We start from the raw sequence: 26,744 nt of genomic DNA, 5'->3' as shown, positions 1-26,744 counted from the left end.
CTCCCGGACACGGCGGGCTCGGGTTCCCTGCCGCAGCGATCAGCTTACGGCCTTCGCACCATATTGCAGGACCTGCACCTTCTCCAAGGTGATCAGACCGCTCGACATCATGCCGTCCAGGATGGGCAGGAATGCGTTGATGTTGTCCTCGCTGTCGACGATCTCAATCAGCAGCGGCAGGTCTTCCGAAAGCCGCAATATCTTCGACGTATGCAGCCGGCTCGATTTGCCGAAGCCCATGGGGCCGCGCAGCACGGTGGCGCCGGCGAGATGCCGCTCGCGCGCCGTCATCACGATCGCTTCATAGAGTGGCTTGCCGTCGAAATGGTCGCTCTCGCCGATGAAGATCCGGAGTGAAACTGCCTGATTGGGGATTTGCATGGTCAGCTCCTTGTCAAGCGGTTGTAGCGGCTCGCCATCATATGGCCGATCCATACCGACACCAGCCAGCAGATGACGGACGCCGCGATATAGGCGAGCGCGGTGTATTTCATGCCGCCGTGGAACAGGCGGAAGGTCTCCAGGCTGAAGGTCGAAAAAGTGGTGTAGCCGCCGCAAAACCCGGTCATGACGAATTGCCGGTGCTCGGGCCGTGCCAGCATGCGGCCGTCGGGGCCGGTCAGCGTCGCGTAGAAGCCGATGATCAGCGAGCCCGTGGCGTTGATGAACAGCGTCGCCAAGGGAAAGCCCGGTCCGGTGTCGAGCGCGAGCCCGACGAGATAGCGCGTCAGCCCGCCGACGATGCTGCCGGCGGCAACCCAGCCGTAAAGCATCGCAGTGCGCCAGCGCTCGGCGGAAGGGGAGTTCATCGGCCTCTAGCCTCCCAAGCCGTCCGCAAGGAGGAAACCGCAGCTGACGGCGGCAAGGCAGAGCCCGACCGAGAACACGACATTGCCGAGCGCATGCATCGGTTCGCCGCTCCGCACGAGCGTCAGCGTCTGCAGGCTGAACGAGGACACCGTGGTGTAGCAGCCGAGAAATCCCGTGACCGCGAACAGCCACGGATTGGGCGCGGCGAAGGCCGAGCCGGGATGGGTCGCCAGCGCGCCGAAAATGCCGATCAGGAAGGCACCGGTGACGTTGATGGTCATGGTGCCCCACGGAAACGTCTCGCCCAGCCGCCGCGCGATCACGCCGGAAACGAAATAGCGCGCGCAGCCGCCGAGCACGCTGCCGACCATGATCGCGATTGCTCCGCTCAGCACGACGAACGACCTCTCATCCTCATTTGTCTTCCGCTGCCAGACCGTTGCCGACGGCCAATAGTCCCACGAGCGAGACCAGCGCGAAGCCGAGCCCCGCAAAGAACGTTCCTGCCGGACCATAGGCGTCCCACAGCGCGCCGGCGATGACGCTCGCGGCGAGCATGGCAAGGCCGGTGAACAGGTTGAAATAGCCGAACGCGGTGCCGCGCAGGCTCGGTGGCGCGGCGTCGGCGACGAGGGCCGAGAGCAGGCCTTGCGTCAGTCCCATATGCAGCCCCCACAGTACGACGCCGAGCGCGAGGCCGCCGAGGCTCGGCAGCAGCGCCAGCGCGAGATCGGCACACGCGAGGAAGACGAGCCCGACCGCGAGCAAGCCGGTCCGGTTGATCCGGTCCGAGAGCACGCCGGCCGGATAGGCCGACAGCGCGTAGACGACGTTCATCAGCACCAGCACCGCCGGCACCCACATCGCATTGAGCCCGATATTCTGTGCCCGCAGGATCAAAAAGGCCTCGCTGAAGCGCGCGAGGGTGAAGACGACGCCGACAGCCACGACGCGCCAATAGACCGCGCCGAGCTGCCGCATCGCGGCGAGATTGAGCGGATTCCCTGCAGGCTCCCGGCTCGGATCCGGCTCCGGCTCGCTCACCGCGAACGTGATCAGGCCGAAGGACAGGAATGCCGGCAGCACGGCGAACCAGAAGACGAGGGCGAAATTGTCCGCCGTCCACCACATCAGGCCGATCGCCATAAGCGGCCCGACGAAGGCGCCGATGGTATCGAGCGACTGCCGCAGGCCGAAGCTCGCGCCGCGCTGGCCGACGGGGACGATATCGGCGATCAGCGCATCGCGAGGCGCGCCGCGAATGCCCTTGCCGACGCGATCGATGAAGCGCGCGCCAATCAGCCATCCGACGCTGGGCGCAAGCGGGAACAGCGGCTTGGTGAAGGCGGCAAGGCCATAGCCAAGGGCGGCCAGCAGCTTGCGCCGCCCGAGCCAGTCCGACAGCGCGCCGGAAAAGATCTTGGTGATCGAAGCCGTCGCTTCCGCCATGCCCTCGATGAAGCCGACGGTCAGCGTCGAAGCGCCCAGCACCGTGACGAGATAGACCGGCAGCAGCGCGTGGATCATCTCGGAGGAGATGTCCATCAGCATCGAGACGAAGCCGAGCACCCAGATCCCCCTGGGCAGCGCGCTACGTGCAGTACTTGGTGTCGTCGTCGTCACGTCTTCGCCTTCTCCCGGCTTTCGTCGCCAGACAACAAAAAACCCGCCACCGGCGGGTTTGTCCATGCTCCCGCCGAAGGCAGAGGCTCAAAGATTGCCCCTCCTCAAGCAGAAGTCATCAGCCCACCACGGTCATCGACCGGCGGGCGGTTATCGGGGGACTCCATCCCCATCTGTGTGGCCAACCTAGCATGGAAATCGTGCCGGACAAGTAGGCGGGACGCTCTGTCCCGCGGCTCGTCGTTCCGGCTTCGCGCATCGTGAGCCCGATGATGCGGGCAATCTGGCGCGTTCCAGCGGCGCGAGCGCGGCAACACGGCGGCAGCTCTGCGCAAGGGCGTGCATAGTCCCAACCCGCAGCTTCCTAACTTGAATGTGAAGCGCAAGCGATCTTCGCCCTTTGCGGCTCGGCGATTGCATGTCACCATCGCGTCATACGACGGGAGACTGCGATGCGTTTGCTGTTCTCGATCGGGGCTGTGCTGGTTGCCGGCATGTTTGCCGGAGGCGACGTCGCGGGCATCGCGGCACCAGGACCAAAATTTGAGCCAAAGAACCAGCCGCAGCGGTTTGCGGCCGACAGGGACGCGCAGACGGTCGACGTCGAGCTGATCCTTGCGGTCGACGTATCCTACTCCATGGACATGGACGAGCTCGCGATCCAGCGCGAAGGCTATGCGCAGGCGATCCAGTCGAAGGAATTTCTTCAGGCGCTGAAGCTCGGACCGAACGGCCGGATCGCGGTGACCTATTTCGAGTGGGCCGCCTCGAGCGACCAGAAGATCATCATTCCCTGGCGGCTGATCGACGGCCCGGAGACGGCGGATGCAGTCGCCGCCGAGATCATGAAGACGCCGATCCGGCGCGCCTCGCGCACCTCGATCTCCGGTGCGATAACTTTCGCGATGCCGCTGTTCGACGAGGATCCCTATCGGGGCCTGCGCCGGGTGATCGACATTTCCGGCGACGGCCCCAACAACAATGGCGGCCCGGTCACGGTGGCGCGCGACGCCGCGCTGGAGAAGGGCGTCGTCATCAACGGCCTGCCGATCATGGTCAAGGAGCCGTCCTATTCGACCATGGATATCGACAATCTCGATTTCTACTACGAGGACTGCGTCATCGGCGGTCCGGGCTCCTTCGTCATCACGATCAAGGACCGCGACAAGTTCAAGGAGGCGATCCGCACCAAGCTGCTGATGGAGGTCGCCGGCCGCACGCCGGAGCGCCCCGTGATGCGGGTCGCCGACAAGGAGCCGCGCGTCAACTGCCTGATTGGCGAAAAGATCTGGTCGGACCGCTGGGGGCGCTGAAGCCCCCGGCTGAGACCTTTTGCCCATCCAGCCGGCAGTTGAGTTTAACGGCTCGTTAACCGGCGCGTGTCCCTAATCGCATGATTTCTGTCCGTTTCCAGCCGGCATCCTGACATTGCTGGGGCTAACGAAAGCGGGTTTGTCAGACCTGTCTCCGAGCAGTCCAATGGCCACCGTCACATCGAGCACCAACCAGATTTCGCCCGCCAACGAGCGGCTGTATCACCAGAGTGCTCTGGTCGGCGACTGGAAGGGCAATTGGGTGGGCAACAACCAGCCCGTCGGTTTCAAGGTCGTGAACATCCGCGGCGCCCGGGCGCAGGTCGAGTACACCCATAACGGGCACACCGAGCGCGGCTTTGCCGAGGTTCAGGGCACACTTATCACTTTTGGCGGGGTCACGGTCGGCACCAAGGACGGCAAGAACATGGTGATGCTGTTCTCTTTCGGGGGCGCTGGCAAGCAGACCGCGAATCTCGAGAAGCAGGCCCCGCCGGCTTCCGACAGTCGCCTCATGGGAAGCTGGGGCGGCTATTCCAGCGCCAACGGCAAGAGCGCGAGCTTCAAGGTGCTCGCGGTCAATGGCAAGGAAGCGCAGGTCAGCGTCACCACCGACGGCGTCACGCGCCAGGGCACCGGCTACGTCTACAAGAACGTCATCATGTTCGGGCAGACGCAGATCGCGACCGATGACGGGCAGAACGGCAAGGTCATCTACCAGGTCGGCACGAAATCCTTCATGGTGCCGGTGACAAAATATCCGCCGGCCGACACGTCGTCCTCCGTCGACAGGACCGCCTGAGCGCGCGGCGCCCCGATACGCGCGGGGCCTGCCGTCCTCACCATTTCGGCGCCCGCTTCTCCACGAACGCCCTCAAGCCCTCCTGCGCCTCATCCGACGTCGCGACGTTGCAGAAATCGTCCACGGCGCTTGCAATGCTGCGGCGATAGTCGAGATCGATCTGGCGCATGAAGGCCGCGCGGCCCATGCGCAGCACCGCGGCTGATTTGCCGGTGAACTGCGCAGCGAGCTTCGCGACCTCGGCCTCGAGCTCCGCATCCGCGATGACGCGATTCACCACGCCGAGCTCGCGTGCTTCCATGGCGCTGAAGACCCGGCCGGTGAACAGCAGCTCGAAGGCACGGTGGCGTCCGACGATTCGCGGCAGATGCGCGTAGTGGATCGCGGGAATGACGCCGACGTCGATCTCGGGATAGCCGAACGTCGCGCTCTCGGATGCCAGCACCACGTCGCAGGACACCGCCATGGTCATGCCACCACCGCGTGCCGCGCCGCCGACTGCGGCGATCGAAGGTTTTCCGAGCCCGTACTGGGCATCGTAAAGGTCGATATAGAGCGCCTGGAGGAATTCCCGGATCTCGGCGCCGGACCTGCCAAGCAGGATGTCGAGGTCGAGGCCTGCCGAAAAACGTTTTGCAATTGCGCTCGCCAGCACGACTACGCGCGCGCCGTCGTCGTCCGCAGCGCGGCGGAAGGCGGCGACAACCGCGCGGATCATCTCGAGGCTCAGCGCATTGACGGGCGGGTGGCGCAGCGTGATGCGGGCGATGTCGTCGAGACGTTCGTATACGACCGGATCGTCAGATGTCACCGAGCTCTCCATGCTGTCATCGGACAGCACCTTCAACTGCCGCTCGACCTTGCGCAAGACTTCGCACGCGACCGCAAGGGCGCCACCGCCGATCAGCCGCCGGACATCGTCAGTCCGTTCCGCCAGATGCGGGATCGTCAGCGGCAAGAGCGCGGCTTCGTGACCAGCTTACGTTGCGGCGCGACCCGTGCAAGACCTCGGGCGCGCATGCTAGGCTGCATGCGGGAGATTGCTCGCGACTTGGAGAGCACAGATGACCGACGAACATCCCATGATGGCCGGCTCCGCCACCGTTTTCGTCGTCTCCGACATCGCCGCGAGCCTCGCCTATTACCGCGACGTGCTCGGGTTCGAGGTCACCTTCGAATATGGTGCGCCCTTGTCCTATGCCTGCCTCTGCCGCGACGTGGTCGCTCTGCATCTGCTTGCAGCGGCCAGGACGAAACGATTGCCCGGGCAGGGCGGCCTCTGCATTTTCGTACGCGACGTCGACCAGCTCTATGCCGAATTGTCGGGCCGTGGCGCCAGGCCCATCAACCAGCCGGAGGATCGCGATTACGGCATGCGCGATTTCGACATCGTTGATGCCGACGGCAATCAGCTCACCTTCGGCATGGGTATCCCGGAACCTGGGTGAGGCGATGCCGGCGCAGCCTCGCTGGCATTCCTCAGCGCCGGAGGGTATAATTTGCGAGGTTTTCGAAGGTTACCTGAATGTCCCGCCTTGCAGCTTCATGCGGTCTTGCAGCTATCTTCGCCGTGCTCTGCCTCGGCGGAACGTCCGTTGATGCGCAAGTTGCACCGCTGAGATATGTCATACCGGGCGGACCGTTTGGCTTTGGCGGCAGCGATGGCCAGGGCTCCGATCCTTACGGCAATTTTTCGAGCTTCAATGCCGGTGACGCAGGCGGGCGCACTAATTTTGCGAACGGCTTCTTCGTCGGCAGCCAGCGCGGCAACCTCAATTGGAGCGGGATCAGTCAGACCGGGCTCGCCGGCAATTTCAGCGCGCTCTCCTATGACAGCACGCAGTTCGGCTACACCACCAAGACAGCTGGCGGCTTGCCCGTGACGTTCTTTGCCGGTTTCGACACGTTGAAATATGGCAATGGCATCGGCAGCTCGGTGGCGCCGCTGACGTCGGGCGCGGCTCCCGGCACCAGCGCGTTTGCGGGCGTCGAGTTCAAACCGACCTCCAACCTCAGTCTGTCGTTCGGCGCCGGTTTCATCCAGCAGGACTCGGGTCGCATGGACAGCGATATCAGATCGAACATGCTGCCCGGCGAGTCGCCGGCCCTGGGCGGCCTTCGGCGTTAGGATCGCATCACCAGCTCCGGCGGACGCCGCAGCGATTTCGGCAGGTCCGGGCCGTACCCGAAACGCATCACGATATCGGGACGCCGTGCGCCCAGTCCGATTGAGGCCGCGAATTGCGGCCTCAGCGCCGCCACCTCGACCGGCTGGTTGACGAAGGAATATTTGAGCCCGAGCGCGGTCGCCTGCAAACCGAAGCGCTGGCAGGCGCGGCCGACCGCAATCCAGTGCGATTTGTCGCTGCGCTCGGCCGCGAGCACGACGATGCCCGCAGAGCTGGCGAGCTGTTCGCGGTACTTCTTGTTTTCCCCGCTCTCCGTGAAGAAGAGTTTCAGAAGCGGCCGGGCCAGCCATGACGGCAAAGAGGGATTCCCCGAGGCGGGTGAGAACAATCCGTCCATGGTCGCGAGCGCCTCTGCCTCGTTGAAGCGAATCCAGCTCACGAGCTCGCGCATGAAGGCCTTGTCGCGCATTTGCGCGGAGTTGCCTTCGAGCACATAGTCGGTGACCCCGGCGATCGCGGTGCGCTCGGTCATCAGGATGGCCGCGACATCAGGTTCGCGGCAGGCGCTTTCGAGCTGGCGCAAGGTCTCGGTTGCGGCCGGCCTGCCGTCGAACGCCGCGCGGGTGCATTGCCTGACCGGAATCGCGGCCGCCAACGCTGATGCGGCGGGCGGGGCCTGCTCGAGCGCGATCACGATCCTGTCGCCGTCGATGACCGGATCGGCGCGCCAGCCCAGCTTGGTTGCGGCGAGGATGAGGTTTTCTGCGGCGCAGCCGAGACTGACGAAGAGGTGATGATCGTCCGGGTCGACGGCCGGACAGCGGCGCGTGAAGTCCGGTGCAATCGCGATCTCGTTGCCGCGAGCGGAGAAGATCCACGGCTGGGTGTTGTGGCTGTTGGCGGCGAGGGTGGCAAAGCGCACGAGTTCGCGATCCCTCGGCACGGCCTGCAGCGGAGCCCGAGACGTCGTCACTGCCTCGTCATAGGTCATCGTTGCTGCTGCGGCGGGGAAGCCGCCGATCGCGGCCGCTGACGACCCGAGCGCGGTTGCGATGAACTGTCGCCGGTCAACCACAAACGTCCGCTCCATGCCCTTGCACAGCAAGCCTCTAGCACCAACGGGCGGCAGAACGATTGAGCGGAATCAAGATCGGATGGCGGGTCCAGGCAATCCTGGCTTGAGCATCACGACAGGCCCGCCACCAGCGGGCGCTGCAGGTGCTTGGCCATCAGCTCCGCCGCTTCGGCGTAACGCCCGGTTTCCAGAACGTCGAGCAGGCGCAAATGCTCGCGCACGTGCCGCCGCATGCCGTCGCGGTCGGCGAAGCTGCGATAGGCGAACAGCCGTCTGATCGAGTTCACGCGCCTGAGGGCTTCGAGGAAGAAGGGGTTGCCGGCGCCGCGGATGATCTCCTCATGGAATTCGCAGCCGGAGTGAAAGACCTCGCCGATCGTCATCTTCTCGAGCTCGCCTTCGAACACGCGCTGCTGGCGCTCGCGCAGCCGTACGATCACCTCTTGCGGCAGGGCAAAACCCGGCTGCGCGATCGCCGCCGGCTCGATCACGGCACGAAACGCCTTGGCTTGCGCTTGGGCTTCGGGACTCGAGACCGTCTCCGCAAAGCGCCAGCCATAGCCCGGCAGGCGTGCGATCCAGCCCTCGGCAGCGATCCGGTCGAGCAGCCGCTGCAACTCGGCCCGGCTGAGGCCATAGCGACGCATCAGCTCAGCCTCGGTGACGTCGGCCGTCAACCGGCTTGCAAGCACGTCGCCTGCGATGGTCGCATAAACCTGCTCGCTGCGCCTGACTGCCGCGAGGGCCGGTTGGGCTGCGCTGCTGGTGGGATTCTTGGCCAGCACAAAGCCGCGATGTGGCTCGCCGCGCGCCAAACCCGCGGCTTCCAGAGCCTTGAGGCCGAGCCGGATCGGCGCGCGTGAAAGGTCCAGCGCATCGGCAAGCCTCTGTTCGATCAAGCGGTCGCCGGCCTTCATGCCGTCGCGCCGGGCGAGCGCCATGATCAGTCCGGCGAGGTGCTCGGCGCGTTCGGAACCGTTCTTGTCGCTGCGTTGTCGGGAACTGTCGGATGCGCTCATTGCAGTGCACGCAAGTTTTAGGGCTTGACAGACTGTCCCATGGATTGTTCTTTTAGGCAACAATATACAATCGATCAGGGAGAGAGCCCGATGGCGGCAGCGCCCGATGTCCACATTTGCGAGGTTGCTCCCCGCGATGGCCTGCAGAACCTGGACATCTTCGTTCCGACAGAAGCCAAATGCGCGCTGATCGACACGATCGCAGCTTCCGGCGTGCCAGAGATCGACGCCGGATCTTTCGTGCCGCCAAAGGTCGTGCCGCAGTTTGCCGACGTCGACGCGGTGATGGCGCATGCGCTGACGCACAAATCGACGACCATCGGCGCGCTTGTGCCGAACCCGAAGGGCGCCGAGCGCGCGATCGCGGCCGGCGTCAATGCGGTCTATTTCGTCATCTCGGCGAGCGAGACGCACAACCAGGCCAACGTCCGCCGCACGGTCAATGAGCAGATCGAGGGATTTCGCGCGGTGCGCGCCGCGATCGACGCGCGGCCCGTGGGCCAGCGGCCGCAATTGATGGGTGCGATCTCCACCTCGTTCGGCTGCTCGCTGGAAGGCGAGGTGAGCGAAGCAGCCGTGTGCCGCGTGGCGCGCGCCTTTGCCGAAGCGCGTGCCGACGAGATCGGGCTGGCGGACACCGTCGGGTATGCGACGCCCAAATCGATCGGCAAGATCGTCGCGGCGGTACGGCAAGAGGTCGGATCGAAAATGACGCTGCGGCTGCATCTGCACGACACGCTCGGTGCGGGCCTTGCCAATGCCGTCGCCGGCCTCGAAGCCGGCATCCGCCGCTTCGATGCCGCGGTGTCCGGCCTCGGCGGCTGTCCCTTCGCGCCCGGTGCGCGCGGCAACATCGTCACCGAGGACCTCGTGTTCATGCTGGAGCGCATGGGGCTCTCCACCGGCATTGATCTCGATCGCCTGATGCAAACGCGTGAAATCCTCGCGCGCCATATCCCGGCGAAACACCTGACGGGGCATCTGCACGAGGCCGGCATTCCCAAAGTCCTGCGGAGCGCGGCATGACCACGGTCGCGCGCGCGACGGCATCGGAGCTTCGTCCGCTGGCCGGCCTTCGGGTGATCGAGTTCAGCCAGATGGTGATGGGGCCGAGCTGCGGCTTGATCCTCGCCGATCTCGGTGCCGACGTGATCAAGGTCGAGCCGCCCAAGGGCGACCGCACCCGCTATTTCAAGGGTCCCGCCGCCGGTTTCTTCGCCACCTACAGCCGTAACAAGCGCAGCATCGCGCTCGATACGTCGACCGCGGAAGGCCAGAAGGTCGCGCGCAGGCTGATCGAGAGCAGCGACGTCATGATCGAGAATTTCAGGCCGGGCTTGTTGAAGCGGATCGGCCTCGACTACGAGAGCGTTGCGGCTTTTGCGCCGCGCCTGATCTATTGCTCGCTCAAGGGCTATCTGCCTGGGCCTTACGAGAACCGCCTTGCGCTCGACGAGGTGGTGCAGATGATGGGGGGCCTTGCCTACATGACCGGCCTGCCTGACCGCCCGATGCGTGCCGGGGCCTCGGTCAACGATGTCATGGGCGGCATGTTCGGCGTGATCGCGATCCAGGCTGCGCTGGCCGAGCGGCAGCGGACCGGCCGGGGGCGCTACATCCAGAGTGCGCTGTACGAGAACAACGTGTTCCTGATGGCGCAGGCCATGATGTGTGAGGTGGTCAGCGGCCAGCCGTCGATCCCGTATTCGATCAAGGACAGCCCATGGCCGGTCTACGATCTCTTCGACACCAGGGACGGCTCGAAGCTGTTCGTCACCATCGTCGGTGAAGAGCAATGGGAGGCGTTCTGTCGCGCCTTCGATCGTGAAGCCTGGCTCGTCGATCCGCGCTTTGCGACGAGCAACGACCGCGTCGATCATCGCGGCTGGCTGATCCCCGAGATCGCGAAGATCTTCAAGCAGTGGGACAAGGCCGATCTTGCCGCGCGCCTCGAGCAGCTCGATCTTCCCTATGCGCCGGTCAACAAGCCCGGCGATCTCTTCGATGATCCGCATCTCAACCAGTCCGGCGGCCTGACCGCCATTCGGCTGCCCGACGGTAACGAGGCCAAGACGCCGTTGTTGCCGATTTCCATGGACGGAAGGCGTCTGCCCAACCGCTACGATCCCCCCCAGATCGGGGAGCACAGCGGCGAGATCCTGAGCGAGATCGGCATGTCTTCGGACGAGATCGACACGCTGCGACAAGCAGGGACGATCAAGGTCGCGCCGACCTGACCGGTCGACGTATCGGACAAGAAACAAGGGAGGAGGAGCACATGAGCATTACCAGGCGCCAGGCGCTGATCGCGGGCTCCGCATGGGCGGGAGCATCGCTGTTGCCGGGACGATTGCACGCGGAAGCCAAGCAGGTCTCGCTTGCGTTCGGGCCGGTATCGCCGGTCTACGCCATCGGCATGATTGCGGAGCTGAAGGGGTACTTCAAGGACGAGGGGCTCGATTCAAAGCTCATCACCGGCAATGCCGGCACATTCGGTCGCCAGACGCTGGCGGCAGGGCAGGCACTGTTCGCACATGGCGATGCCAGCCACCCGCTTCAGCTCGGGGCGCGCGGCAAGCCCTGCAAGATCCTGCTCGCCACCGAGATGGTGTGCTCCTACGCCAACATCATGGTCCGGCACGACCTCTACGACAGCGGCATCAATTCGGTCGAGAAGCTCGCCGGCTACAAGCGGGCGGACGGCGCCAAGCCGATCGTTGCCGCGACCGCCATCGGCTCCGGCACCTGGGTGTTCGGCACCTATGTGTTCGAAGCGCGCGGGCTCGGCGACAAGGTGAATTGGGTCGCGGGCGGTGGGCCCAACACGATGTTCCCCTCGCTCCAGACCAAGCAGTTCGACGCCATCATGGCGCCGCCGAGCTGGATCGTCGAGGTCGAGAAGAAGGGCTTTGGCAGGACGATTTACGACACGTCCAAGCCGGGCGTGTTCGAGAAGGATTTCGGCGGCGCGCTGCCCGTGCTCGTGATCTACACGCTCCAGGATACGGTCGAGCAGGACAAGGCGTTGGTGCAGGCCTACGTCAATGCGATCTACCGCGCGATGGCGTTCGTGAAGGCGACGCCGCTCGCGGAGGTGCAGGCGCTGGTCACGCCGAAATATTTCTCCGGCATCGACCCCGATGCGGTCAGTGCCGAGCTCGGCTTCGACAAGTCGACCTGGGCCTATGACGGCGCCATCGACAAGCCCGCGTTCGAACGCGGCGCCAAGCCCTGGTACCGCAAGGGCACGGATATTCCCGAGACCAAATACGAGGATGTCGTCGACATGAGCTTCCTCCAGGCGGCCAGGGCGAAGTACAAATGATCGCCGCGCCGGGCCAGGGCTTCGCGCTCGCGCGCGGCGAGGATGAAGCGACAGCGGCACGCACCCGCATCGCCGTGCAGGGGCTTGCCAAGCGCTTCAACGCGTCCGGCCGCGAGTTCGTGGCGGTGGATGACGTCTCCTTCGATGTCAAGCAGGGCGAGTTCGTCGCGCTGCTCGGCCCGTCCGGTTGCGGCAAGAGCACCATCCTCAACATGGTGGCGGGGCTGTTGCCGCGCTCTGGCGGACGCATCCTGATCGATCAGGACACCGTCGAGACCGGCAAGGTCAACCCCAGGGTCGGTTATGTCTTCCAGCGCGATACGCTGTTTCCCTGGCGAACCGTGGAGCAGAACATCGGCTATGGGCTGGAGATCGCGGGATTGCCGAAGACCGAGCGCGCCGGCCGCGTCGCTTCGGCGGTCGAGAAGGCCGGGCTCTCGGGCTTTGGGCAGAGCTTTCCGCGCATGCTGTCCGGCGGCATGCGCCAGCGCGTCGCCTTGATGCGCACGCTGATCCTCGAGCCCGAGATCCTGCTGATGGACGAGCCGTTCGGCGCGCTCGACACCCACACCAAGCTGGAGATGCACAAGACGCTGCTGGAGATCTGGGAGCGCGAGCGGCAGACCGTGCTGTTCGTGACGCACGATCTCGGCGAGGCCTTGACGCTGGCGAGCCGTATCATCCTGCTTTCGGCACGGCCAGGGCGCCTGAAGGAGGACTTCGACGTCGCCATCCCGCGGCCACGCGATCCCGTTTCCGTGCGCGAGAGCGCCGAATTCGGCCGCCTCTATTCTCACATCTGGCACTCCCTCGGCGAAGAATTCCGCCGCACCAGGGCCGACTGACCATGTCCAACAGCCGCATCGTGATCCTGTTCTGGCAATTGGCCATTCTCGCAGCCGTTCTCGTCATCTGGCAGTGGGGCTTCGAATGGAGCAAGGCGCTGTTGCCGAGGGCTTACGTGCCCAAAATCCTCGATCCCTATTTCGTCGCCAAGCCGTCGTTGATCTGGCAAAGTTTCCTGCGGCTCGGCTGCTTCGCTGATGCCGGCGGCTTTGCCGCCTGCATCAAGGGCAACGACAACAATCTGTGGCTCGCCACGCTCGTCACGCTGAAGAATACCTGGTGGGGCTTTCTGTTCGGCTCAGCGAGCGGCATCGCCGCCGGCCTGATTCTCGGACGTTCGGACTTCCTCGCCCGCGTGTTCGGGCCCTACATCGTGGCGCTCAACTCGATACCGCGCATTGCGCTGGTGCCGCTCGTCATCCTGATCTTCGGCCTCGGCGACCTCTCCAAGATCGCGACCGCATGGCTCGTCGTTTTCTTCGTGGTGTTCTTCAACACGTTCGAGGGAACGCGGGCGGTCGACCGCGACCAGATCGCGGCCGCCCGTCTGCTCGGCGCCAGCGAATTCACCGTGCTGCGGACCGTCGTGATCCCGTCCGCGCTCGCCTGGGTGTTCGCTTCGCTCTTGCCGGCCGTGTCTTTTGCGCTGATCGGTGTCATCGTCGGCGAGTTCATCGGCGCCGAGCGCGGTCTCGGCAAGCTCATCATCGAAGCGGAGGCGCGGGCCAATGCCAGCGAGATGATGGTCGCGATCTTCGTCATGATGTTCGTCGGCATCCTGCTGGCGATCGCGGTGCGCTCGCTGCAGTCCTATTTGTTGCGATGGCAGCCGCAATTCGAGCCGTCAGCATAGCGGCCCGGACGAGGGTGAGCGGGCGCGTGCAACGTCACCGGCTGAACCGCGCCACCAGCTCGACATGCGGCGTGTGCCGGAACTGATCGACAGGCACCACCGCCTCCAGCCGGTAGCCGCCGTCGATCAGCAGCCGCGCGTCGCGGGCAAAGGTTGCGACGTTGCAGGACACCGCGACCACGACGGGCACTTTGCTCGCGGCGAGCTTCAGCGCCTGCGCCTGCGCGCCCTGGCGCGGCGGGTCGAATACCACAGCGTCGAAGTCGCGCAGCTCCGGCGGCACCAGGGGGCGGCGGAACAGATCGCGCGGCTCGGCCTTGATCGGCTTCAGGCCCGGCGTGCGCGCGGCTTTTGCCAGCGCTGCGACAGCGCCGGCGTCGTTGTCATAGGCGGTGACGCGCGCTTTTTCGGCGAGCCGCAAGGCGAACGGCCCGACGCCGCAGAAGAGGTCGAGAACCTCCTTGGCCTTGCCAATGCGTTCCGCGACGAGCGCTGCCAGCGTCTCTTCGCCCGCGACGGTTGCCTGCAGGAACGAGCCCGGCGGCAGCGCCACCTCTGCGCGGCCCATCTTTATTGTCGGCGCCAGGCGTTGCAGCACCAATTCGCCATGCCGCGTCAGCCGCGCCAGGCGGTGCTGCTCGGCGACGCGCGAGAGCGCGGTGACGAGCGGCGTCGGCAGCGGGCCGGAGCCGCGCACGTCGACATCGAGGCCGTTGGCGGTGGCGGTGACCTGGATGTCCAGCGGCTTGGTCACCGGCATTTTGGACGTCAGCGGCTCCGCCAGCGCCCAGGCGGCATCGAGCGCGCCGTCGAGTGCAGGATCGAGGATCGGGCAGCGATGGATCGGGATGACGTCGTGTGAGCTCGTCGCGGAGAAACCGACCTTGAGGATATCATGCGTGCCGAAGCGGCCGTGCAGCGTGACGCGCCGGCGGCCGGCGCCATGAGCATCGACCAGCGGCGCGACTTCGCAATCGATGCCGGCCTGCGCCAGCGTCTCCACCACGATGCCGCGCTTCCAGGCGTGGTACGGCTCGGCCGACCAGTGCTGGATGGCGCAGCCGCCGCAAACGCCGAAATGCGGACAGAACGGGTCGATACGCTCCAGGCTCGCGACGTCGACCGCGAGCAGCTTGCGACGGTCGGGATGGTTGCCTACGACGTGATCGACCTCGACGGTCTCACCGCCCAGCGTGTAGGGCACGTAGATCGCTTCGCCGGCGTCGAGGCAGACGCCGTCGCCGCGATGGCCGACATGGTCGATGGTGAGACGCTCAACCACGGCGCGCGCCCAGGAAGAATTCGATATTGCCGTCGCCGCCCGTGATCGGCGAGGGGAATATCTCGATGTCGCTGCAGCCGAGCGAAGCGGCAAAGGCGGCAATGTCGTCGCAGATCTCCCGGTGCACGGCGGCGTCGCGGACGATGCCCTTCTTGTTGTGCTTCCTGTCAGCCTCGAATTGCGGCTTGATCAGCGCCAGCAGGCTCATCGGCGCGGCGGCCAGCGACAGCGCCACCGGCAGCACCGTCTTCAGCGAGATGAAGCTGACGTCGATGACGACGACATCGGGCCGTGCCGGCAGCCGTTTGCCCTCATAGCTGCGAATGTCGGTCTCCTCCATCGACACGATCTTGGGATGGTCGCGCAGCGAGGCATGCAGCTGGCTGGTGCCGACATCGATGGCGAACACCAGGCTCGCGCCGTTCGCCAGCAGCACCTCGGTGAAGCCGCCGGTGGAGGCGCCGACGTCGAGGCAGACATGATCCTCGATCTCGATGGGATACCGCTCCAGCGCACCGGCGAGCTTGACGCCGCCGCGGGAGACGTAGGGGTGCGCGGGTTCGGCCTGGATCACCGCATCCTCGGCGATCGTCTCCGACGGTTTGGCGACCGGCTTGTCGTCGGCCGTGACGAGGCCGGCCTCGATCGCCGCGCGCGCCCGCGCCCGGCTCTCGAACAGGCCGCGCTCGACCAGCAATACATCTGCGCGCTTGCGGGCAGGGGACATCACGCTCTCATGCGACGATTCTTTGGGACGACTGACGTGCTTATGTAGCGATCAATCGCGCGGCCGCCATCCGGACGCAAGCCTCGAACGCAGCCAGATCGTGCCAGACGTCGATCGGCATCGCGGCCGGCGTCACCAGCGGACAGCCGTGCAGCTCCAGGGCATGGATCATCATGAGGTTGTCGACGAGGCCGAAATCCTCGACCGTCAGTCCCTGCGCGTCGACCAGCCGCCCGTCCTCGGACCTGACGTCCATGAAGCGGCCGAGGCGGTCGGCATAGGCGGCGCCGTCGTTGGAATAGGCCAGGCAGAATTTGCGGCGGCCGGCCATGTAGCCGAGCTCGTAGACGGTGCCGGGATCGGCGCCGGCGCCGCGGAACGGGGTGAGGTTGGCAATGATGACGTCGGCCGCGTCCATCATCGCCTCGTTGCCGCAAAAGATCTGCCGCGCGGCGTCGGGCGCGGTGAGGTCGATGGCGTTGTCGAGGGGATAGAGGCCGGTGAGCCCGTAGCGACCACAGATCGCGACCTTCTGCCGGCCGATCTCAACCGCATCCGGCAGGAACACGTCGGGGCCTGCCAGATAGATTTTCATGGGAGCCGAGCCGAAGAATTTGAACCGAGATGCGAGCTGCGGTGCGTGCTCTGCTCCCTGCTCCGCCTGCGGGGGAGGGTTGGGGAGAGGGTGTCTCCGTAACCGAGAACCCCCGAGAGGTGAGAGCCCCCATCCGGATCGCGCCGGACGATGCTTCGCATCGCCGAGGCGATCCGACCTCTCCCGCAAGCGGGAGAGGTGAAGACAACGGCCGTTAGGCCAGCTTGACCGTCTCGGCCTTCACGTCCTTGCCGAGCGCCTCGAACACCTTGGCGACGATGCCCTTGGCGTCGAGACCGGCGCGGCCGTACATCGCGGCCGGGGTGTCGTGGTCCTGGAACACGTCGGGCAGCACCATCGAGCGGAACTTGACCATGCCGGTGTCGAGCACGCCCTGATCGGTCAGGTACTGCGCGACATGCGAGCCGAAACCGCCGACCGAGCCTTCCTCAATCGTGATCAGGATCTCGTGGTCGCGGGCAAGCTTGAGCACCAGCTCGGTATCCAGCGGCTTCATGAAGCGCGCATCGGCGATCGTGGTCGACAGGCCATGGGCTGCGAGCTCATCGGCCGCCTTCTCGCACTCGGCGAGGCGCGTGCCGAAGGAGAGCAGGGCGATCTTGCTGCCCTGGCGGATCACGCGGCCCTTGCCGACCTCGAGCGGAATGCCGACCTCGGGCATCTCGATGCCGCGGCCTTCGCCGCGCGGATAGCGCAGCGAGCTCGGACGGTCGTCGATCGCGACCTGGGTCGCCACCATGTGCACGAGCTCGGCTTCGTCGGCCGCCGCCATGATCACCATGTTGGGCAGGCAGCCGAGATAGGCGTTGTCGAACGAGCCGGCATGCGTGGCGCCGTCGGCGCCGACGAGGCCGGCACGGTCGATGGCGAAGCGGACGGGCAGGTTCTGGATCGCGACGTCATGGACGATCTGGTCATAGCCGCGCTGCAGGAAGGTCGAATAGATCGCGCAGAACGGCTTGTAGCCTTCGCTGGCAAGGCCGGCGGCGAAGGTCACCGCGTGCTGCTCGGCGATGCCGACGTCGAAGGTGCGGTCGGGGAAGGCCTTGTTGAAGATGTCGACACCGGTGCCGGACGGCATCGCCGCGGTGATGGCGACGATCTTGTCGTCCTTCTGTGCTTCCTTGACGAGGCTCTGGCCGAACACGTTCTGGTAGGCCGGTGCATTCGGCTTGGCCTTGGCCTGGGTGCCGGTCGCGACGTCGAACTTGACGACGGCGTGGTACTTGTCGGCGGACGCTTCCGCCGGGCCGTAGCCCTTGCCCTTCTGCGTCACGACGTGGACCAGGATCGGTCCGGTCTCCATGTCGCGCACGTTCTTCAGCACGGGCAGCAGATGGTCGAGATTGTGGCCGTCGATCGGGCCGACATAGTAGAAGCCGAGCTCCTCGAACAGCGTGCCGCCGTCCATCATGAAGCCGCGGGAATATTCCTCGACGCGGTTGGCGCGGTTGGCGATGATCTTGGGCAGGCGCTTGTTGATCTGCTTGGCCGCATCGCGCAGCGTGCGATAGGTCTTGCCGGAGTACAGCCGGGACAGATAGGCGCTCATGGCGCCGACCGGCGGCGCGATCGACATGTCGTTGTCGTTGAGGATCACGATCAGGCGCGAGTTCATCGCACCCGCATTGTTCATGGCCTCATAGGCCATGCCGGCCGACATCGCGCCGTCACCGATCACGGCGATAACGTTGTTCTTGCCGCCGGAGAGGTCGCGCGCCACCGCCATGCCGAGGCCGGCGGAGATCGAGGTCGAGGAATGCGCCGCGCCGAACGGATCGTAATCGCTCTCGCTGCGCTTGGTGAAGCCGGACAGTCCGCCGCCGGTGCGCAAGGTGCGGATGCGGTCGCGCCGGCCGGTGAGGATCTTGTGCGGATAGGCCTGATGGCCGACGTCCCAGATCAGCCGGTCGCGCGGCGTGTCGAAGACGTAATGGATCGCGGTGGTGAGCTCGACCACGCCGAGGCCCGCGCCGAAGTGACCGCCGGTCACCGAGACGGCATCGATGGTCTCCTGCCGCAGCTCGTCGGCGACCTGGCGAACCTGCTCGATCTTGAGCTTGCGCAGATCGTCCGGTGTCCGGATGGTGTCGAGAAGCGGCGTTTTACTGTATGCGTTCACGGCGATTTCCAATTTGTCAGCGCCGGAAGGTCATTCCGGTGCGCGATGGGTTTGCACAATATCGGCGCAGCGCGAGTCCTCAAACCGTCGGAGCCACCTGCATGGGGCAAGGCCCCGTCTTCAAGCTTAGGTAAGCTTAAGTGCGCTCCGGTTCAGTCTCTGTGATCCCTGTCACTTAGATCGGCTTCGTCCGTCCCAGCCAATTTCATTAGCAGTTTGAAGCGCTTGTCGTCGGAATTCTCTGCCCACGCAAGGCTTGCAAAAAGCCACACTCCGCGCAGCTTTACACCAAAGCTTGGGCCAAAGCCAACCCGCCGGACCGATTAGGGGTATGCAGATGCAACCGGCGGGCCAGAGTGGTTAACTGTGGCTCAGGACAAGGGGTTCCAGCCTTGGCGGGTTCCCTGGCAGGCTTTTTCGCCTGAATGAGATCTTTTTTGGTCCTGAGGGACGAATTTCCGGAGCGGATGGCATCGATGCGCCTGCACGGACCCCGCTGCCTGGCGGGACAGCGCCGTGCAATCATGAAATCGATGCGGGCGGCCACGCTCCTGTGATGAGTTTCGCGGGGCCTGCCATCAGGGGAAACTGAGGGGGAAGCTCGGCCTTCCTTACTGCACGTCCAGCGGCGCGGTGCCGGTGGCCTGGCCGCTGGCATCAGTGGTGATCTTGTCGACGCGCGCCTCGGCCTGGCGCAGCAATTCCTCGCAGCGGCGCTTCAGCGCCTCGCCACGCTCGTAGATCGTCACGGATTCCTCGAGCGGCACCTTGCCGTCCTCGAGCCGCTTCACGATCGTTTCGAGTTCCTCGATCGCGCGCTCGAAGGTGAGCCTGGAGACGTCGACTTGAGTATTTTCGGCCATATCCGTTTCCGATTGCCCGATTCGCTTTCCTTGCAGTGAAGGCGGGTTTTGCGGGCTTAATGTGGCGGGCTTGTCAGGCGCCCATCAGGGCGCCGACATGCGCCGTAACAGATTCTTTCAGTCCTTGCAGGTCATAGCCGCCCTCGAGCACCGAAACAACGCGCCCCCCCGCGGACTTGTCGGCGAGATCCATCAGCTTGCGCGTCACCCAGGCATAATCCTCCGCGCGCAAATTCAGCGAGGCCAGCGGATCGCGATAATGCGCATCGAAGCCGGCGGAGATGACGACAAGCTCGGGGCTGAATTTTTCGAGCTGCGGCAGGATCAAATTCTCGAACGCGGAGCGGAATTCCGGCCCGCCGTCCTCGGAGGCGAGCGGCGCGTTGACGATGGTGTCGTGGTCGCCGCGCTCGCCCGTGGCGCCGGTGCCGGGAAACAGCGGCATCTGGTGCGTCGAGCAATACATCACGGTCGGGTCCGACCAGAAGATGTCCTGCGTGCCGTTGCCGTGATGCACGTCGAAATCGACGATGGCAGCACGCTTGATGCCGTATTTGCGCTGGGCGTGGCGGGCGGCGATGGCGACGTTGTCGAAGAAGCAGAAGCCCATCGGCTTGCCGATCTCGGCGTGATGGCCGGGCGGGCGCACCGCGACGAAGGCGTTGCGATGCTCGCCCGCCATCACCGCTTCGGTCGCCGCCACCGCGCCGCCGACGCCGCGCATCACCGCTTCCCACGTGCCCGGCGACATCGAGGTGTCGCCGTCGATATAGACCTGCCCGCTGCTCGGTGCGATGTGGCGCAGCTCGGTGACGTAGTGCTCGTTGTGGCACAGCGTGACGAGATCGAGATCGCCCTCCGGCGCCTGGTCGCGCACCAGGAACTGGAAGCGCTCATGCGACAGCGCTTCCTCCACCGCACGCAGGCGATCCGGCCTTTCAGGATGTCCCGGCGGGGTGACATGGTCGAGGCAGGCCTTGTGGGAAAGGAGAAGCGTGCTCATCAGGTCGGCCTCATGGATGCGGGCTTTCGACGTCGCTTGGCGCATCCGGCGCCAAAACGCAATGCAAAACCCAATCTATGCGCTTGAACGGGAATGGCAAAGGGTTGTCCCGTTCTGGCCCGTTTGATTCGGATCAATTCACGCGCAGGATGCGGCTCAGCGGCAGCGGGCCGATCGGTCCGTGTGCCCGGAAGAACGCGAACAGCGCGTCCGCGTCGTAGCCGCCATATTGCGGCGCCGTGCCTTGTTTGGCGACGGTAAAACCATCGCCGCCGACCGCGAGGTAATCGTTGAGGGTGACGCGGTAGCCGCTGGCTTGCTCGATCGGCCTGCCGTTGAGCATCATCTTGTCGGCGATCACGCGCTCGCCGAATGGCTTCGACGCATCCCAGGCATAGCTGAACCCGTTCGACACCTGGAGAATCCGCGGCCGCTTCGGGTCTAGCCATTGCTGCTCGAGCATGTCCTTGAGCTGACTGCCCGTCAGCGTCATCGTAACGAGGCGGTTGCGGAATGGCTGGCTGGCGAAAACATCGCCGAAGGATATCGCGCCGTTCTCCCTCGGGACGATGTCGGTCCGGATGCCGCCCGGATTGGTGAGCGCGATGACAGCGCTGCCATCCTGGGCCGCCCGGGTCGCGGCGAGCTGCGCGTCCGCGATGACGTCGCCGAGTGCGCTTTCGCCGGCCTCGTTCGGCACGCGCGACAGCGTCTGCGTCACCGATCCGGCCGGCCGGTTGGCGATCGGCGCCGAGAGCCTGTCATAGGCCTCGATCAGCGCGGTCTGCTCGGCGTCCTTCGCCAGCGAGGCATTGGCGACGATGACGTTCTCGGCTTTGGCGCTGACGATGTCGCGGGTTACAGGATCGAGCTTGAGATCGATCGCGGTGACCAGCGTGCCGTATTTGTCGCCGCTGGTGACGAGCCGCCCGTCGATGTCGCAGACATAGGCGCGGTGGGTGTGGCCGCTGACGACGACGTCGACGGCGCGGTCGAATTTTTTGACGATATCGACGATCGGCCCCGTGATGGCGGGGCATTCATTGTAGTCGCCGGCGGGCTCGCCGCCCTGGTGGATCAGCACCACGATCGCCTCGACGCCGCGCGCCTTCAGCTGCGGCACCAGCGCGTTCACCGTCGCGGCTTCGTCGCGGAATTCGAGTCCGGCAATGCCGGACGGTGAGACGATGCCCGCGGTCTCCTTCAAGGTGAGCCCGATGAAGGCGACGGGGATGCCCTCGAATTCCCGGATCTCGGTGGGAGGCAGCACGCTGTTGCCCGTCGCGGTATCGATGGTGGACGCGGCGAGATAACGGAATTTGGCACCCGTGAACGGATGCGGCCCCTGGCAGCCGTCGACCGGATGGCAGCCGCCGTTCTGCATCCTGAGCAGCTCGGTCATGCCCTCGTCGAACTCGTGATTGCCGACCGAACTGATCGCAAGGCCCATCAGCGAAAGCGCCTCCACCGAAGGCTCGTCGTGAAACATCGCCGACAGGAACGGGCTCGCGCCGATCAGGTCGCCGGCGGCGACGAAGATCGTGTTCTTGTGCCCTTCGCGCAGCTGCTTCACCAGCGTCGCCATGTATTCGGCGCCGCCGGCCGCCACCATCACCTTCCTGGCTCCGTCCTCGGGATCGGCGATGCGGATGCCGCCGGGCGGCGGGCGCAGATTGCCGTGGAAATCGTTGATCGCAAGGATGCGCAGCTCGACCGGCGCGGCGGTTTGGGCCGAGGCGGGGAGGGCGGAGGCGAGAGTGAGGGCGGCGAGGATGGATCGGTATCGCATGGAACAAGATTAGTCGTTCCGCGCGAAGATTTCACGAAAGTTCTCGCTGTCATTCCGGAGCGCGCGAGGCGCGAGCCCGGAATCCATTGTGCGGCAGAGCTGGTGGATGAATGGATTCCGGGCTCGCGACTTTGTCGCGCCCCGGAATGACGACCATTGAGCTGATCGCACCCTACCGCTTCTTCCGGTTCGCAAACGCATCGAACGCCGCCACCGCTTCATCCGACTTGAGCCGCTCGCCGAACAAATGGCCTTCTTGGTCGATGCGGCGGGTGAGATCTTCGGCCGGAGCGCGCAGCAATTTGCGGGAGGTTGCGACCGCCTCGGCCGGCAGCCGGCAGATCTCGCGCGCCACCTTGCGCGCCTCGACCTCGGTATGTCCCGGCGATACCACGGTGTTGACGAAGCCTGCCGCGTGCGCCTCCGCGGCGGAAAAGGTCCGCCCCATCACCAGCATCGCGAAGGCGCGCTGATATCCCATCGTGTTCGGCATCAAGAGGCTGGCGGCGCCGACCGGCACCAGCCCGAGATGGATGTAGGGCGCGGAAAAGGTCGCAGCGTTCGAGGCCAGCACGTAGTCGCAGTGAAACAGCATCACGGTGCCCATGCCGATCGAGGCGCCGTCGACGGCGGCGATGATCGGCTTGACGTTGAGGGCGAGCGAATAGAGAAACTTGGCACCCTCCGACAGCGTCTCGGGGCGCGAGGTGTCGGCGTGCATGAAATCGTCGATGTCGTCGCCGGCGGTGAACACGCCGGAGCCGCCGGTGATGATCATGCAGCGGATATCAGGGTTGTTCTGCGCGGTGTCGATCGCGCGGCTCATCTCCCGATACATGTCCTGGGTGATCGCGTTCTTCTTGCCCGGACGGCGCAGGGTGATCACGCGCGTTCCGCGCTCCTCGGTGAGGACGATGTTGCCGTTCGGCATGAGAACCCCCTGCGCTCGCCGCTCGCGAGACTTGCAAGCATCAGCCTACATCATCCCGCAGGCGTGCCAATGCGCTCGCTCAACCTTTTCGGCGTCGAATTCCCGTAAGGCCGGCGCGTGGCCCCGCGCCGCAACAATTGGCTACAATGTTTCATTTGAAAAACCGGTGGTTGTGGTGCACGATCCCGCGCGGTTCCATTTGGCTTGATTGCCCGATTGATGATTGCCGCAACCCGCGTCGACGAATCCTCGTTGCACTACCGCGGCTGGCGCGTCGTGCTGGCCTGCTTCCTGATGGCCTTCTTCATGTTCGGCTTCGGCCTGTACGGCCAGGGCGTCTATCTCGCCGAGCTGCAGCGCGCCCATGGCTGGCCGGGCACGCTGGTCTCCGCGGCCAGCACCTTCTCGTTTCTCCTGACCTCCGTCCTCGTCATCTTCACCGACGATCTGCTCGCCCGCATCGGCTTGCGGTCGCTGATCCTGTGCGGCCTGGCGGCGCTCGGCGCCTCGACGGTGCTGCTGGCGCTGATGCAGACGCCCTGGCAGCTCTATCTCGCCTATGCGCTGATGTCGGTCGGCTGGACCGGCATGGGTACCGTGGTGATCGCAACCGTGCTGAACTCCTGGTTCGAACGCCGGCGCGGGCTCGCGCTCAGCCTCGCGTTCAACGGCGCGACCTGCGGCGGCATCATCCTCGTTCCGCTGCTGCTGTCGTTGACCGGCAGCATCGGATTTCGCTCCGCCATGCTGGCGGCCACGCTCGCGATGATGGTGCTGGTGCTGCCGGTGGTCGTGACCTTCATCGGCTGGCCCGCCGGGACCTCGGCGGCCTCGGGCGGACGCCCTTCCGGCGGGAGCGCGGCCGCGCCAAGCCATTCCCGCAAAGCGCTGCTCGCCAACGCGGCGTTCTGGACCATGGTGCTGCCGATCGCGATCGCGCTGCTGGCGCAGATGGGATTCATCATCCACCAGGTGAGTTTTCTCGAGCCGCTGATCGGCCGTTCGGCCGCCGGCGGCGCGGTCACCATCATGGCGGCGATGGCGGTGGTCGGCCGCCTGTCGCTCGGCCTGTTCGTCGACCGGCTCGATCCGCGCCTCGCCTGCGCGGCGTCGATGACGAGCCAGGCGGCGGCGCTGTTCGTTCTCGTGCAGAGCACGAGTCCGACGGTGCTGCTGGTGTGCTGCGCCGTCTACGGCTTCTCGATCGGCAACATGATCACGTTTCCGCCCCTGATCATCCAGCGCGAGATCGGCGCCGGCGCCTTCGCCGCCGCAATGGGATTGGGCACCTCGATCAGCGGCGTCGTCAGCGCCTTCGGCCCCGGCATCGTCGGCCTCGTGCGCAGCTTCACCGGCAACTACACGGCGGCTTTTGCGATGTGTGTCGCGCTCGATCTCGTGGCGGCCGGCGTCGTGTTGTGGCGGCCGGGGAGAACGGCAAAGCTCGCAGCTTCGTAGGCAGCGCAGGTTTGCACTCTCGTGCCCCGGACGCAGCGCAACGCTCCTTCAGCGGTGCGCTGCAGAGCCGGGGCCCATGTCACCGCGATCGCTTTCTTGGCTTGGGTCCCGGCTCTGCGCAGCAACGCTACGCGTTGCAGCGCGTCCGGGACACGAGCGGCCAACTTACCCCAGCAGCACCGCATCCGCCGCCGCGACCGATTCCGCGCTTTCCGTCACGGTGCGCTCGAGCGCGCCGGCCTGCACACTGATGTTCTCGGCGAAGAAGCGTGCCAGCGAGACGTAGCGCGCGGCGTCCGTGTTGCCGTCGGCCTTGGCGGCGAGCGCCTCGGAGGCGAGCAGGCAGCCGCCGAGCGTCGAGCCGAACTGCTGCAGATACGGCGTCGCGCCGGCAAGCGCCTCGTTCGGCGCGGACGTCACGCGCTCAAGCAGCCACTTGCTGGTGCGCGTCAAGGCCTCCAGCGCTTCGCGCAGCTTGACGCCCGTGGTGCCAAAAGCCGGATCGTTCGACGCTTCGACTTTCTTGACCGTCGCTGCGAGCTCGTCGAGCAGCGCCCAGACGGCAGCGCCGCCATTGGCCGCGAGCTTGCGCGTGACGAGGTCGATCGCCTGGATGCCGTTGGTGCCTTCGTAGATCGCGGTGATGCGGGCATCGCGGTAATGCTGGGCCGCACCGGTCTCCTCGATGAAGCCCATGCCGCCATGCACCTGCACGCCGAGATAGGCGACCTCGTTGCCGATGTCGGTGGAATAGCCTTTTGCCATCGGGGTCAGCAGCGCCGCGCGCGCGGCGGCATCGGCGCGCACCTTGGGATCCCTGGCGCGCGTCGAGACGTCGAGCGCGACCGCGGTCGCATAGCAGATGGTGCGCGCGGCGGCGGTCTGAGCCCGCATCCGCATCAGCATGCGCTTGACGTCGGGATGCACGAAGATGGCCTCCGAGCCGTCGCTCTTGCTGCCGACGGCGCGGCCCTGCTTGCGCTCCTGCGCGTACGACAAAGCCAGCTGATAGGCGCGATCGGCAACGCCGACGCCCTCGAGGCCGACGCCGAGGCGGGCCTGGTTCATCATCGTGAACATGCAGCGCATGCCCTGGTTCTCTTCGCCGATCAGGAAACCGATCGCGCCGCCATGATCACCCATCGTCATGGTGCAGGTGGGGGAGGCATGCATGCCAAGCTTGTGCTCGACGCCTGAGGCAAAGATGTCGTTGCGCTGCCCCAGCGAGCCGTCGTCGTTGATCATGAACTTGGGCACGAGGAAGAGCGAGATCCCCTTGGTGCCGGCGGGCGCGTCGGGCAGACGCGCCAGCACGAAATGCACGATGTTGTCGGTCATGTCGTGCTCGCCATAGGTGATGAAGATCTTCGTCCCCTTGATGCGGTAGGTGCCGTCGGCCTGCTTCTCGGCGCGGGTGCGCAGCGCGCCGACGTCGGAACCGGCCTGCGGCTCAGTCAGCTGCATCGTGCCGGTCCATTCGCCGGAGACGAGTTTCTCGAGATAGATCTTCTTGAGCTCGTCGCTGCCATGCGCGTCCAGCGCCTCGATCGCCGAGGCCGTCAGCAGCGGGCAGAGGCCGAAGGCAACGTTGGCCGCGCTCCAGATCTCGGTGCAGGCCGCATTGATCGCGATCGGCAGGCCCTGGCCGCCGAAATCTTCAGGGCCGGATACCGCGTTCCAGCCGCCCTCGGTCCAGCGCTTGTAGGCGTCCGGCCATCCCGGCGCGGTCGTCACCTTGCCGTCGCTGAGCTTGATGCCGTGCTCGTCGCCCACCTTGTTGAGCGGGGCCAGGACGTCGGTTGCGAACTTGCCGGCTTCCTCCAGCACGGCCGCGGCGATGTCGGCATCGAAATCGCCGTAGTGACCGGCCTCCACGGCGGCCTTGAGGCCGGCGCCGTGATTGAGCGACAGCAGCATGTCAGAAATCGGCGCGCGGTAGGTCATGGTTCACTCCCGTGGACAGGTCTTGGCGCCCTATTCCCATGAAATGGGGGAGGTCTCAATGGGCGGGAGGGGCGGGACGGTGACGGCCGGAATTGGGCCGTCGCGGGCCCCATAAAGAGAGTGTGGCGGGGCCGATCCAGGGGCTGTGGTATTTTGCCCCTCCAGGCGGTTGAAATGCTGCGCCGCTCCCTATAGACCGGCTGCGACCAAGGGA

26 protein-coding genes and 1 riboswitch are annotated in these 26,744 nt (G+C 65.5%); of the genes, 10 read left to right on the top strand and 16 right to left on the bottom strand.

Going from position 1 to position 26,744, the window contains the following annotated elements; all coding sequences use genetic code 11:
* Window positions 1-39: 39 nt before the first annotated feature.
* From AABA86_RS22210 to AABA86_RS22195, 4 genes are read right to left on the bottom strand one after another with little or no spacing between them, the layout of a single operon-like run.
* Window positions 40-381 carry a DUF190 domain-containing protein gene (locus AABA86_RS22210; RefSeq protein WP_338308447.1) on the bottom strand — a complete coding sequence of 114 codons (342 nt, stop codon included), beginning with the start codon at window positions 379-381 and terminating at the stop codon, window positions 40-42.
* A gap of 2 nt (window positions 382-383) precedes the next feature.
* Window positions 384-809 (bottom strand): fluoride efflux transporter CrcB, encoded by a 426-nt coding sequence (gene crcB, locus AABA86_RS22205; protein WP_338308446.1) that lies wholly within the window; start codon window positions 807-809, stop codon window positions 384-386.
* 6 nt (window positions 810-815) lie between these two features.
* A complete protein-coding gene (gene crcB, locus AABA86_RS22200; protein WP_028144194.1) occupies window positions 816-1,205 on the bottom strand; it encodes a fluoride efflux transporter CrcB in 390 nt (129 codons plus the stop codon).
* Between the two features lie 19 nt (window positions 1,206-1,224).
* Window positions 1,225-2,433, bottom strand: coding sequence for an MFS transporter (locus AABA86_RS22195; protein ID WP_338308445.1), 1,209 nt, complete (start codon window positions 2,431-2,433; stop codon window positions 1,225-1,227).
* 102 nt (window positions 2,434-2,535) lie between these two features.
* A riboswitch (Fluoride riboswitch) is annotated at window positions 2,536-2,613 on the bottom strand.
* 272 nt (window positions 2,614-2,885) lie between these two features.
* Here AABA86_RS22195 and AABA86_RS22190 point away from each other — a divergent pair.
* A complete protein-coding gene (locus tag AABA86_RS22190; protein WP_338308444.1) occupies window positions 2,886-3,746 on the top strand; it encodes a DUF1194 domain-containing protein in 861 nt (286 codons plus the stop codon).
* 166 nt (window positions 3,747-3,912) lie between these two features.
* Complete coding sequence (locus AABA86_RS22185) at window positions 3,913-4,548, top strand: hypothetical protein (RefSeq protein ID WP_028144198.1); 636 nt, start codon at window positions 3,913-3,915, stop codon at window positions 4,546-4,548.
* A gap of 37 nt (window positions 4,549-4,585) precedes the next feature.
* Here AABA86_RS22185 and AABA86_RS22180 read toward each other — a convergent pair whose 3' ends face one another.
* Window positions 4,586-5,506: an enoyl-CoA hydratase/isomerase family protein gene (locus tag AABA86_RS22180; RefSeq protein WP_338308443.1), complete on the bottom strand. Its 921-nt coding sequence runs from the start codon at window positions 5,504-5,506 to the stop codon at window positions 4,586-4,588.
* A gap of 106 nt (window positions 5,507-5,612) precedes the next feature.
* Between AABA86_RS22180 and AABA86_RS22175 the strand changes: the two genes are divergently transcribed.
* On the top strand, window positions 5,613-5,996 hold the full coding sequence (locus tag AABA86_RS22175; protein WP_028144200.1) for a bleomycin resistance protein: 384 nt from the start codon (window positions 5,613-5,615) through the stop codon (window positions 5,994-5,996).
* Window positions 5,997-6,073: 77 nt separating this feature from the next.
* A complete protein-coding gene (locus AABA86_RS22170; protein ID WP_338308442.1) occupies window positions 6,074-6,676 on the top strand; it encodes a hypothetical protein in 603 nt (200 codons plus the stop codon).
* Here AABA86_RS22170 and AABA86_RS22165 read toward each other — a convergent pair.
* Both AABA86_RS22165 and AABA86_RS22160 read right to left on the bottom strand, forming a co-directional pair.
* A complete protein-coding gene (locus AABA86_RS22165; RefSeq protein WP_445083480.1) occupies window positions 6,673-7,767 on the bottom strand; it encodes an Acg family FMN-binding oxidoreductase in 1,095 nt (364 codons plus the stop codon). The genes AABA86_RS22170 and AABA86_RS22165 overlap by 4 nt on opposite strands.
* Before the next feature lie 95 nt (window positions 7,768-7,862).
* Complete coding sequence (locus AABA86_RS22160) at window positions 7,863-8,771, bottom strand: GntR family transcriptional regulator (RefSeq protein ID WP_338308440.1); 909 nt, start codon at window positions 8,769-8,771, stop codon at window positions 7,863-7,865.
* A gap of 90 nt (window positions 8,772-8,861) precedes the next feature.
* On the opposite strand from AABA86_RS22160, the gene AABA86_RS22155 reads away from it, so the two are divergent.
* Genes AABA86_RS22155 through AABA86_RS22135 form a run of 5 tightly spaced genes read left to right on the top strand, consistent with a single transcriptional unit; the run spans window position 8,862 to window position 13,795 of the window.
* Window positions 8,862-9,797 (top strand): hydroxymethylglutaryl-CoA lyase, encoded by a 936-nt coding sequence (locus tag AABA86_RS22155; RefSeq protein ID WP_338308439.1) that lies wholly within the window; start codon window positions 8,862-8,864, stop codon window positions 9,795-9,797.
* A complete protein-coding gene (locus tag AABA86_RS22150; protein ID WP_338308438.1) occupies window positions 9,794-11,008 on the top strand; it encodes a CaiB/BaiF CoA transferase family protein in 1,215 nt (404 codons plus the stop codon). The genes AABA86_RS22155 and AABA86_RS22150 overlap by 4 nt, the downstream gene beginning before the upstream one ends.
* A gap of 41 nt (window positions 11,009-11,049) precedes the next feature.
* The gene (locus tag AABA86_RS22145; RefSeq protein ID WP_338308437.1) at window positions 11,050-12,096 is read left to right on the top strand and encodes an ABC transporter substrate-binding protein; all 1,047 of its coding nucleotides are present in this window, start codon (window positions 11,050-11,052) and stop codon (window positions 12,094-12,096) included.
* Window positions 12,093-12,941, top strand: coding sequence for an ABC transporter ATP-binding protein (locus tag AABA86_RS22140; protein ID WP_212247721.1), 849 nt, complete (start codon window positions 12,093-12,095; stop codon window positions 12,939-12,941). The genes AABA86_RS22145 and AABA86_RS22140 overlap by 4 nt, the downstream gene beginning before the upstream one ends.
* 2 nt (window positions 12,942-12,943) lie before the next feature.
* Window positions 12,944-13,795 (top strand): ABC transporter permease, encoded by an 852-nt coding sequence (locus AABA86_RS22135; protein WP_212247723.1) that lies wholly within the window; start codon window positions 12,944-12,946, stop codon window positions 13,793-13,795.
* Between the two features lie 34 nt (window positions 13,796-13,829).
* Here AABA86_RS22135 and AABA86_RS22130 read toward each other — a convergent pair whose 3' ends face one another.
* The 8 genes from AABA86_RS22130 to AABA86_RS22095 form a co-directional block, all read right to left on the bottom strand.
* Complete coding sequence (locus AABA86_RS22130) at window positions 13,830-15,077, bottom strand: class I SAM-dependent RNA methyltransferase (RefSeq protein ID WP_212247725.1); 1,248 nt, start codon at window positions 15,075-15,077, stop codon at window positions 13,830-13,832.
* A complete protein-coding gene (locus AABA86_RS22125) occupies window positions 15,070-15,804 on the bottom strand; it encodes a TlyA family RNA methyltransferase (RefSeq protein ID WP_212247727.1) in 735 nt (244 codons plus the stop codon). Before AABA86_RS22125 ends, AABA86_RS22130 begins: the two co-directional genes overlap by 8 nt.
* Window positions 15,805-15,844: 40 nt before the next feature.
* Entirely contained in the window at window positions 15,845-16,399 is a 555-nt protein-coding gene (locus AABA86_RS22120; RefSeq protein ID WP_338308436.1) for a nucleoside 2-deoxyribosyltransferase, read from the bottom strand.
* A 214-nt stretch (window positions 16,400-16,613) separates the two neighbouring features.
* Entirely contained in the window at window positions 16,614-18,542 is a 1,929-nt protein-coding gene (dxs, locus tag AABA86_RS22115; RefSeq protein WP_028144212.1) for a 1-deoxy-D-xylulose-5-phosphate synthase, read from the bottom strand.
* Between the two features lie 611 nt (window positions 18,543-19,153).
* Window positions 19,154-19,405 (bottom strand): exodeoxyribonuclease VII small subunit, encoded by a 252-nt coding sequence (locus tag AABA86_RS22110; RefSeq protein WP_008132970.1) that lies wholly within the window; start codon window positions 19,403-19,405, stop codon window positions 19,154-19,156.
* A gap of 73 nt (window positions 19,406-19,478) precedes the next feature.
* Window positions 19,479-20,408, bottom strand: coding sequence for a histone deacetylase family protein (locus tag AABA86_RS22105; protein WP_028144213.1), 930 nt, complete (start codon window positions 20,406-20,408; stop codon window positions 19,479-19,481).
* Between the two features lie 133 nt (window positions 20,409-20,541).
* Window positions 20,542-22,197, bottom strand: a complete 1,656-nt coding sequence (locus tag AABA86_RS22100) for a bifunctional metallophosphatase/5'-nucleotidase (protein WP_338308435.1) — start codon at window positions 22,195-22,197, stop codon at window positions 20,542-20,544.
* 172 nt (window positions 22,198-22,369) lie between these two features.
* Window positions 22,370-23,128 (bottom strand): enoyl-CoA hydratase-related protein, encoded by a 759-nt coding sequence (locus AABA86_RS22095; RefSeq protein ID WP_212247733.1) that lies wholly within the window; start codon window positions 23,126-23,128, stop codon window positions 22,370-22,372.
* Between the two features lie 219 nt (window positions 23,129-23,347).
* On the opposite strand from AABA86_RS22095, the gene AABA86_RS22090 reads away from it, so the two are divergent.
* Window positions 23,348-24,586 carry an MFS transporter gene (locus AABA86_RS22090; RefSeq protein WP_338308434.1) on the top strand — a complete coding sequence of 413 codons (1,239 nt, stop codon included), beginning with the start codon at window positions 23,348-23,350 and terminating at the stop codon, window positions 24,584-24,586.
* 165 nt (window positions 24,587-24,751) lie between these two features.
* Here AABA86_RS22090 and AABA86_RS22085 read toward each other — a convergent pair whose 3' ends face one another.
* Window positions 24,752-26,530, bottom strand: coding sequence for an acyl-CoA dehydrogenase (locus AABA86_RS22085; RefSeq protein ID WP_212247738.1), 1,779 nt, complete (start codon window positions 26,528-26,530; stop codon window positions 24,752-24,754).
* Window positions 26,531-26,744 lie beyond the last annotated feature (214 nt).

The organism is Bradyrhizobium sp. TM233 (assembly GCF_036247965.1).
Taxonomy (GTDB): Bacteria; Pseudomonadota; Alphaproteobacteria; order Rhizobiales; family Xanthobacteraceae; genus Bradyrhizobium; species Bradyrhizobium ottawaense.
The sequence above is the reverse complement of the archived record's forward strand: the minus strand, read 5'-3'. Positions and strand labels throughout refer to the sequence as shown.

Excerpts from the sequence above, each read along its gene's own strand:
- AABA86_RS22120 (WP_338308436.1), bottom strand. The coding sequence starts at position 16,399 with ATGAAAATCTATCTGGCAGGCCCCGACGTGTTCCTGCCGGATGCGGTT.
- AABA86_RS22150 (WP_338308438.1), top strand. The coding sequence starts at position 9,794 with ATGACCACGGTCGCGCGCGCGACGGCATCGGAGCTTCGTCCGCTGGCC.
- AABA86_RS22100 (WP_338308435.1), bottom strand. The coding sequence starts at position 22,197 with ATGCGATACCGATCCATCCTCGCCGCCCTCACTCTCGCCTCCGCCCTC.
- AABA86_RS22140 (WP_212247721.1), top strand. The coding sequence starts at position 12,093 with ATGATCGCCGCGCCGGGCCAGGGCTTCGCGCTCGCGCGCGGCGAGGAT.
- AABA86_RS22135 (WP_212247723.1), top strand. The coding sequence starts at position 12,944 with ATGTCCAACAGCCGCATCGTGATCCTGTTCTGGCAATTGGCCATTCTC.
- AABA86_RS22210 (WP_338308447.1), bottom strand. The coding sequence starts at position 381 with ATGCAAATCCCCAATCAGGCAGTTTCACTCCGGATCTTCATCGGCGAG.
- AABA86_RS22110 (WP_008132970.1), bottom strand. The coding sequence starts at position 19,405 with ATGGCCGAAAATACTCAAGTCGACGTCTCCAGGCTCACCTTCGAGCGC.
- AABA86_RS22160 (WP_338308440.1), bottom strand. The coding sequence starts at position 8,771 with ATGAGCGCATCCGACAGTTCCCGACAACGCAGCGACAAGAACGGTTCC.
- AABA86_RS22175 (WP_028144200.1), top strand. The coding sequence starts at position 5,613 with ATGACCGACGAACATCCCATGATGGCCGGCTCCGCCACCGTTTTCGTC.
- AABA86_RS22165 (WP_445083480.1), bottom strand. The coding sequence starts at position 7,767 with ATGGAGCGGACGTTTGTGGTTGACCGGCGACAGTTCATCGCAACCGCG.
- AABA86_RS22090 (WP_338308434.1), top strand. The coding sequence starts at position 23,348 with ATGATTGCCGCAACCCGCGTCGACGAATCCTCGTTGCACTACCGCGGC.
- AABA86_RS22145 (WP_338308437.1), top strand. The coding sequence starts at position 11,050 with ATGAGCATTACCAGGCGCCAGGCGCTGATCGCGGGCTCCGCATGGGCG.
- AABA86_RS22185 (WP_028144198.1), top strand. The coding sequence starts at position 3,913 with ATGGCCACCGTCACATCGAGCACCAACCAGATTTCGCCCGCCAACGAG.
- AABA86_RS22095 (WP_212247733.1), bottom strand. The coding sequence starts at position 23,128 with ATGCCGAACGGCAACATCGTCCTCACCGAGGAGCGCGGAACGCGCGTG.
- AABA86_RS22155 (WP_338308439.1), top strand. The coding sequence starts at position 8,862 with ATGGCGGCAGCGCCCGATGTCCACATTTGCGAGGTTGCTCCCCGCGAT.
- AABA86_RS22190 (WP_338308444.1), top strand. The coding sequence starts at position 2,886 with ATGCGTTTGCTGTTCTCGATCGGGGCTGTGCTGGTTGCCGGCATGTTT.
- crcB (WP_338308446.1), bottom strand. The coding sequence starts at position 809 with ATGAACTCCCCTTCCGCCGAGCGCTGGCGCACTGCGATGCTTTACGGC.
- AABA86_RS22085 (WP_212247738.1), bottom strand. The coding sequence starts at position 26,530 with ATGACCTACCGCGCGCCGATTTCTGACATGCTGCTGTCGCTCAATCAC.
- AABA86_RS22170 (WP_338308442.1), top strand. The coding sequence starts at position 6,074 with ATGTCCCGCCTTGCAGCTTCATGCGGTCTTGCAGCTATCTTCGCCGTG.
- AABA86_RS22125 (WP_212247727.1), bottom strand. The coding sequence starts at position 15,804 with ATGTCCCCTGCCCGCAAGCGCGCAGATGTATTGCTGGTCGAGCGCGGC.
- AABA86_RS22105 (WP_028144213.1), bottom strand. The coding sequence starts at position 20,408 with ATGAGCACGCTTCTCCTTTCCCACAAGGCCTGCCTCGACCATGTCACC.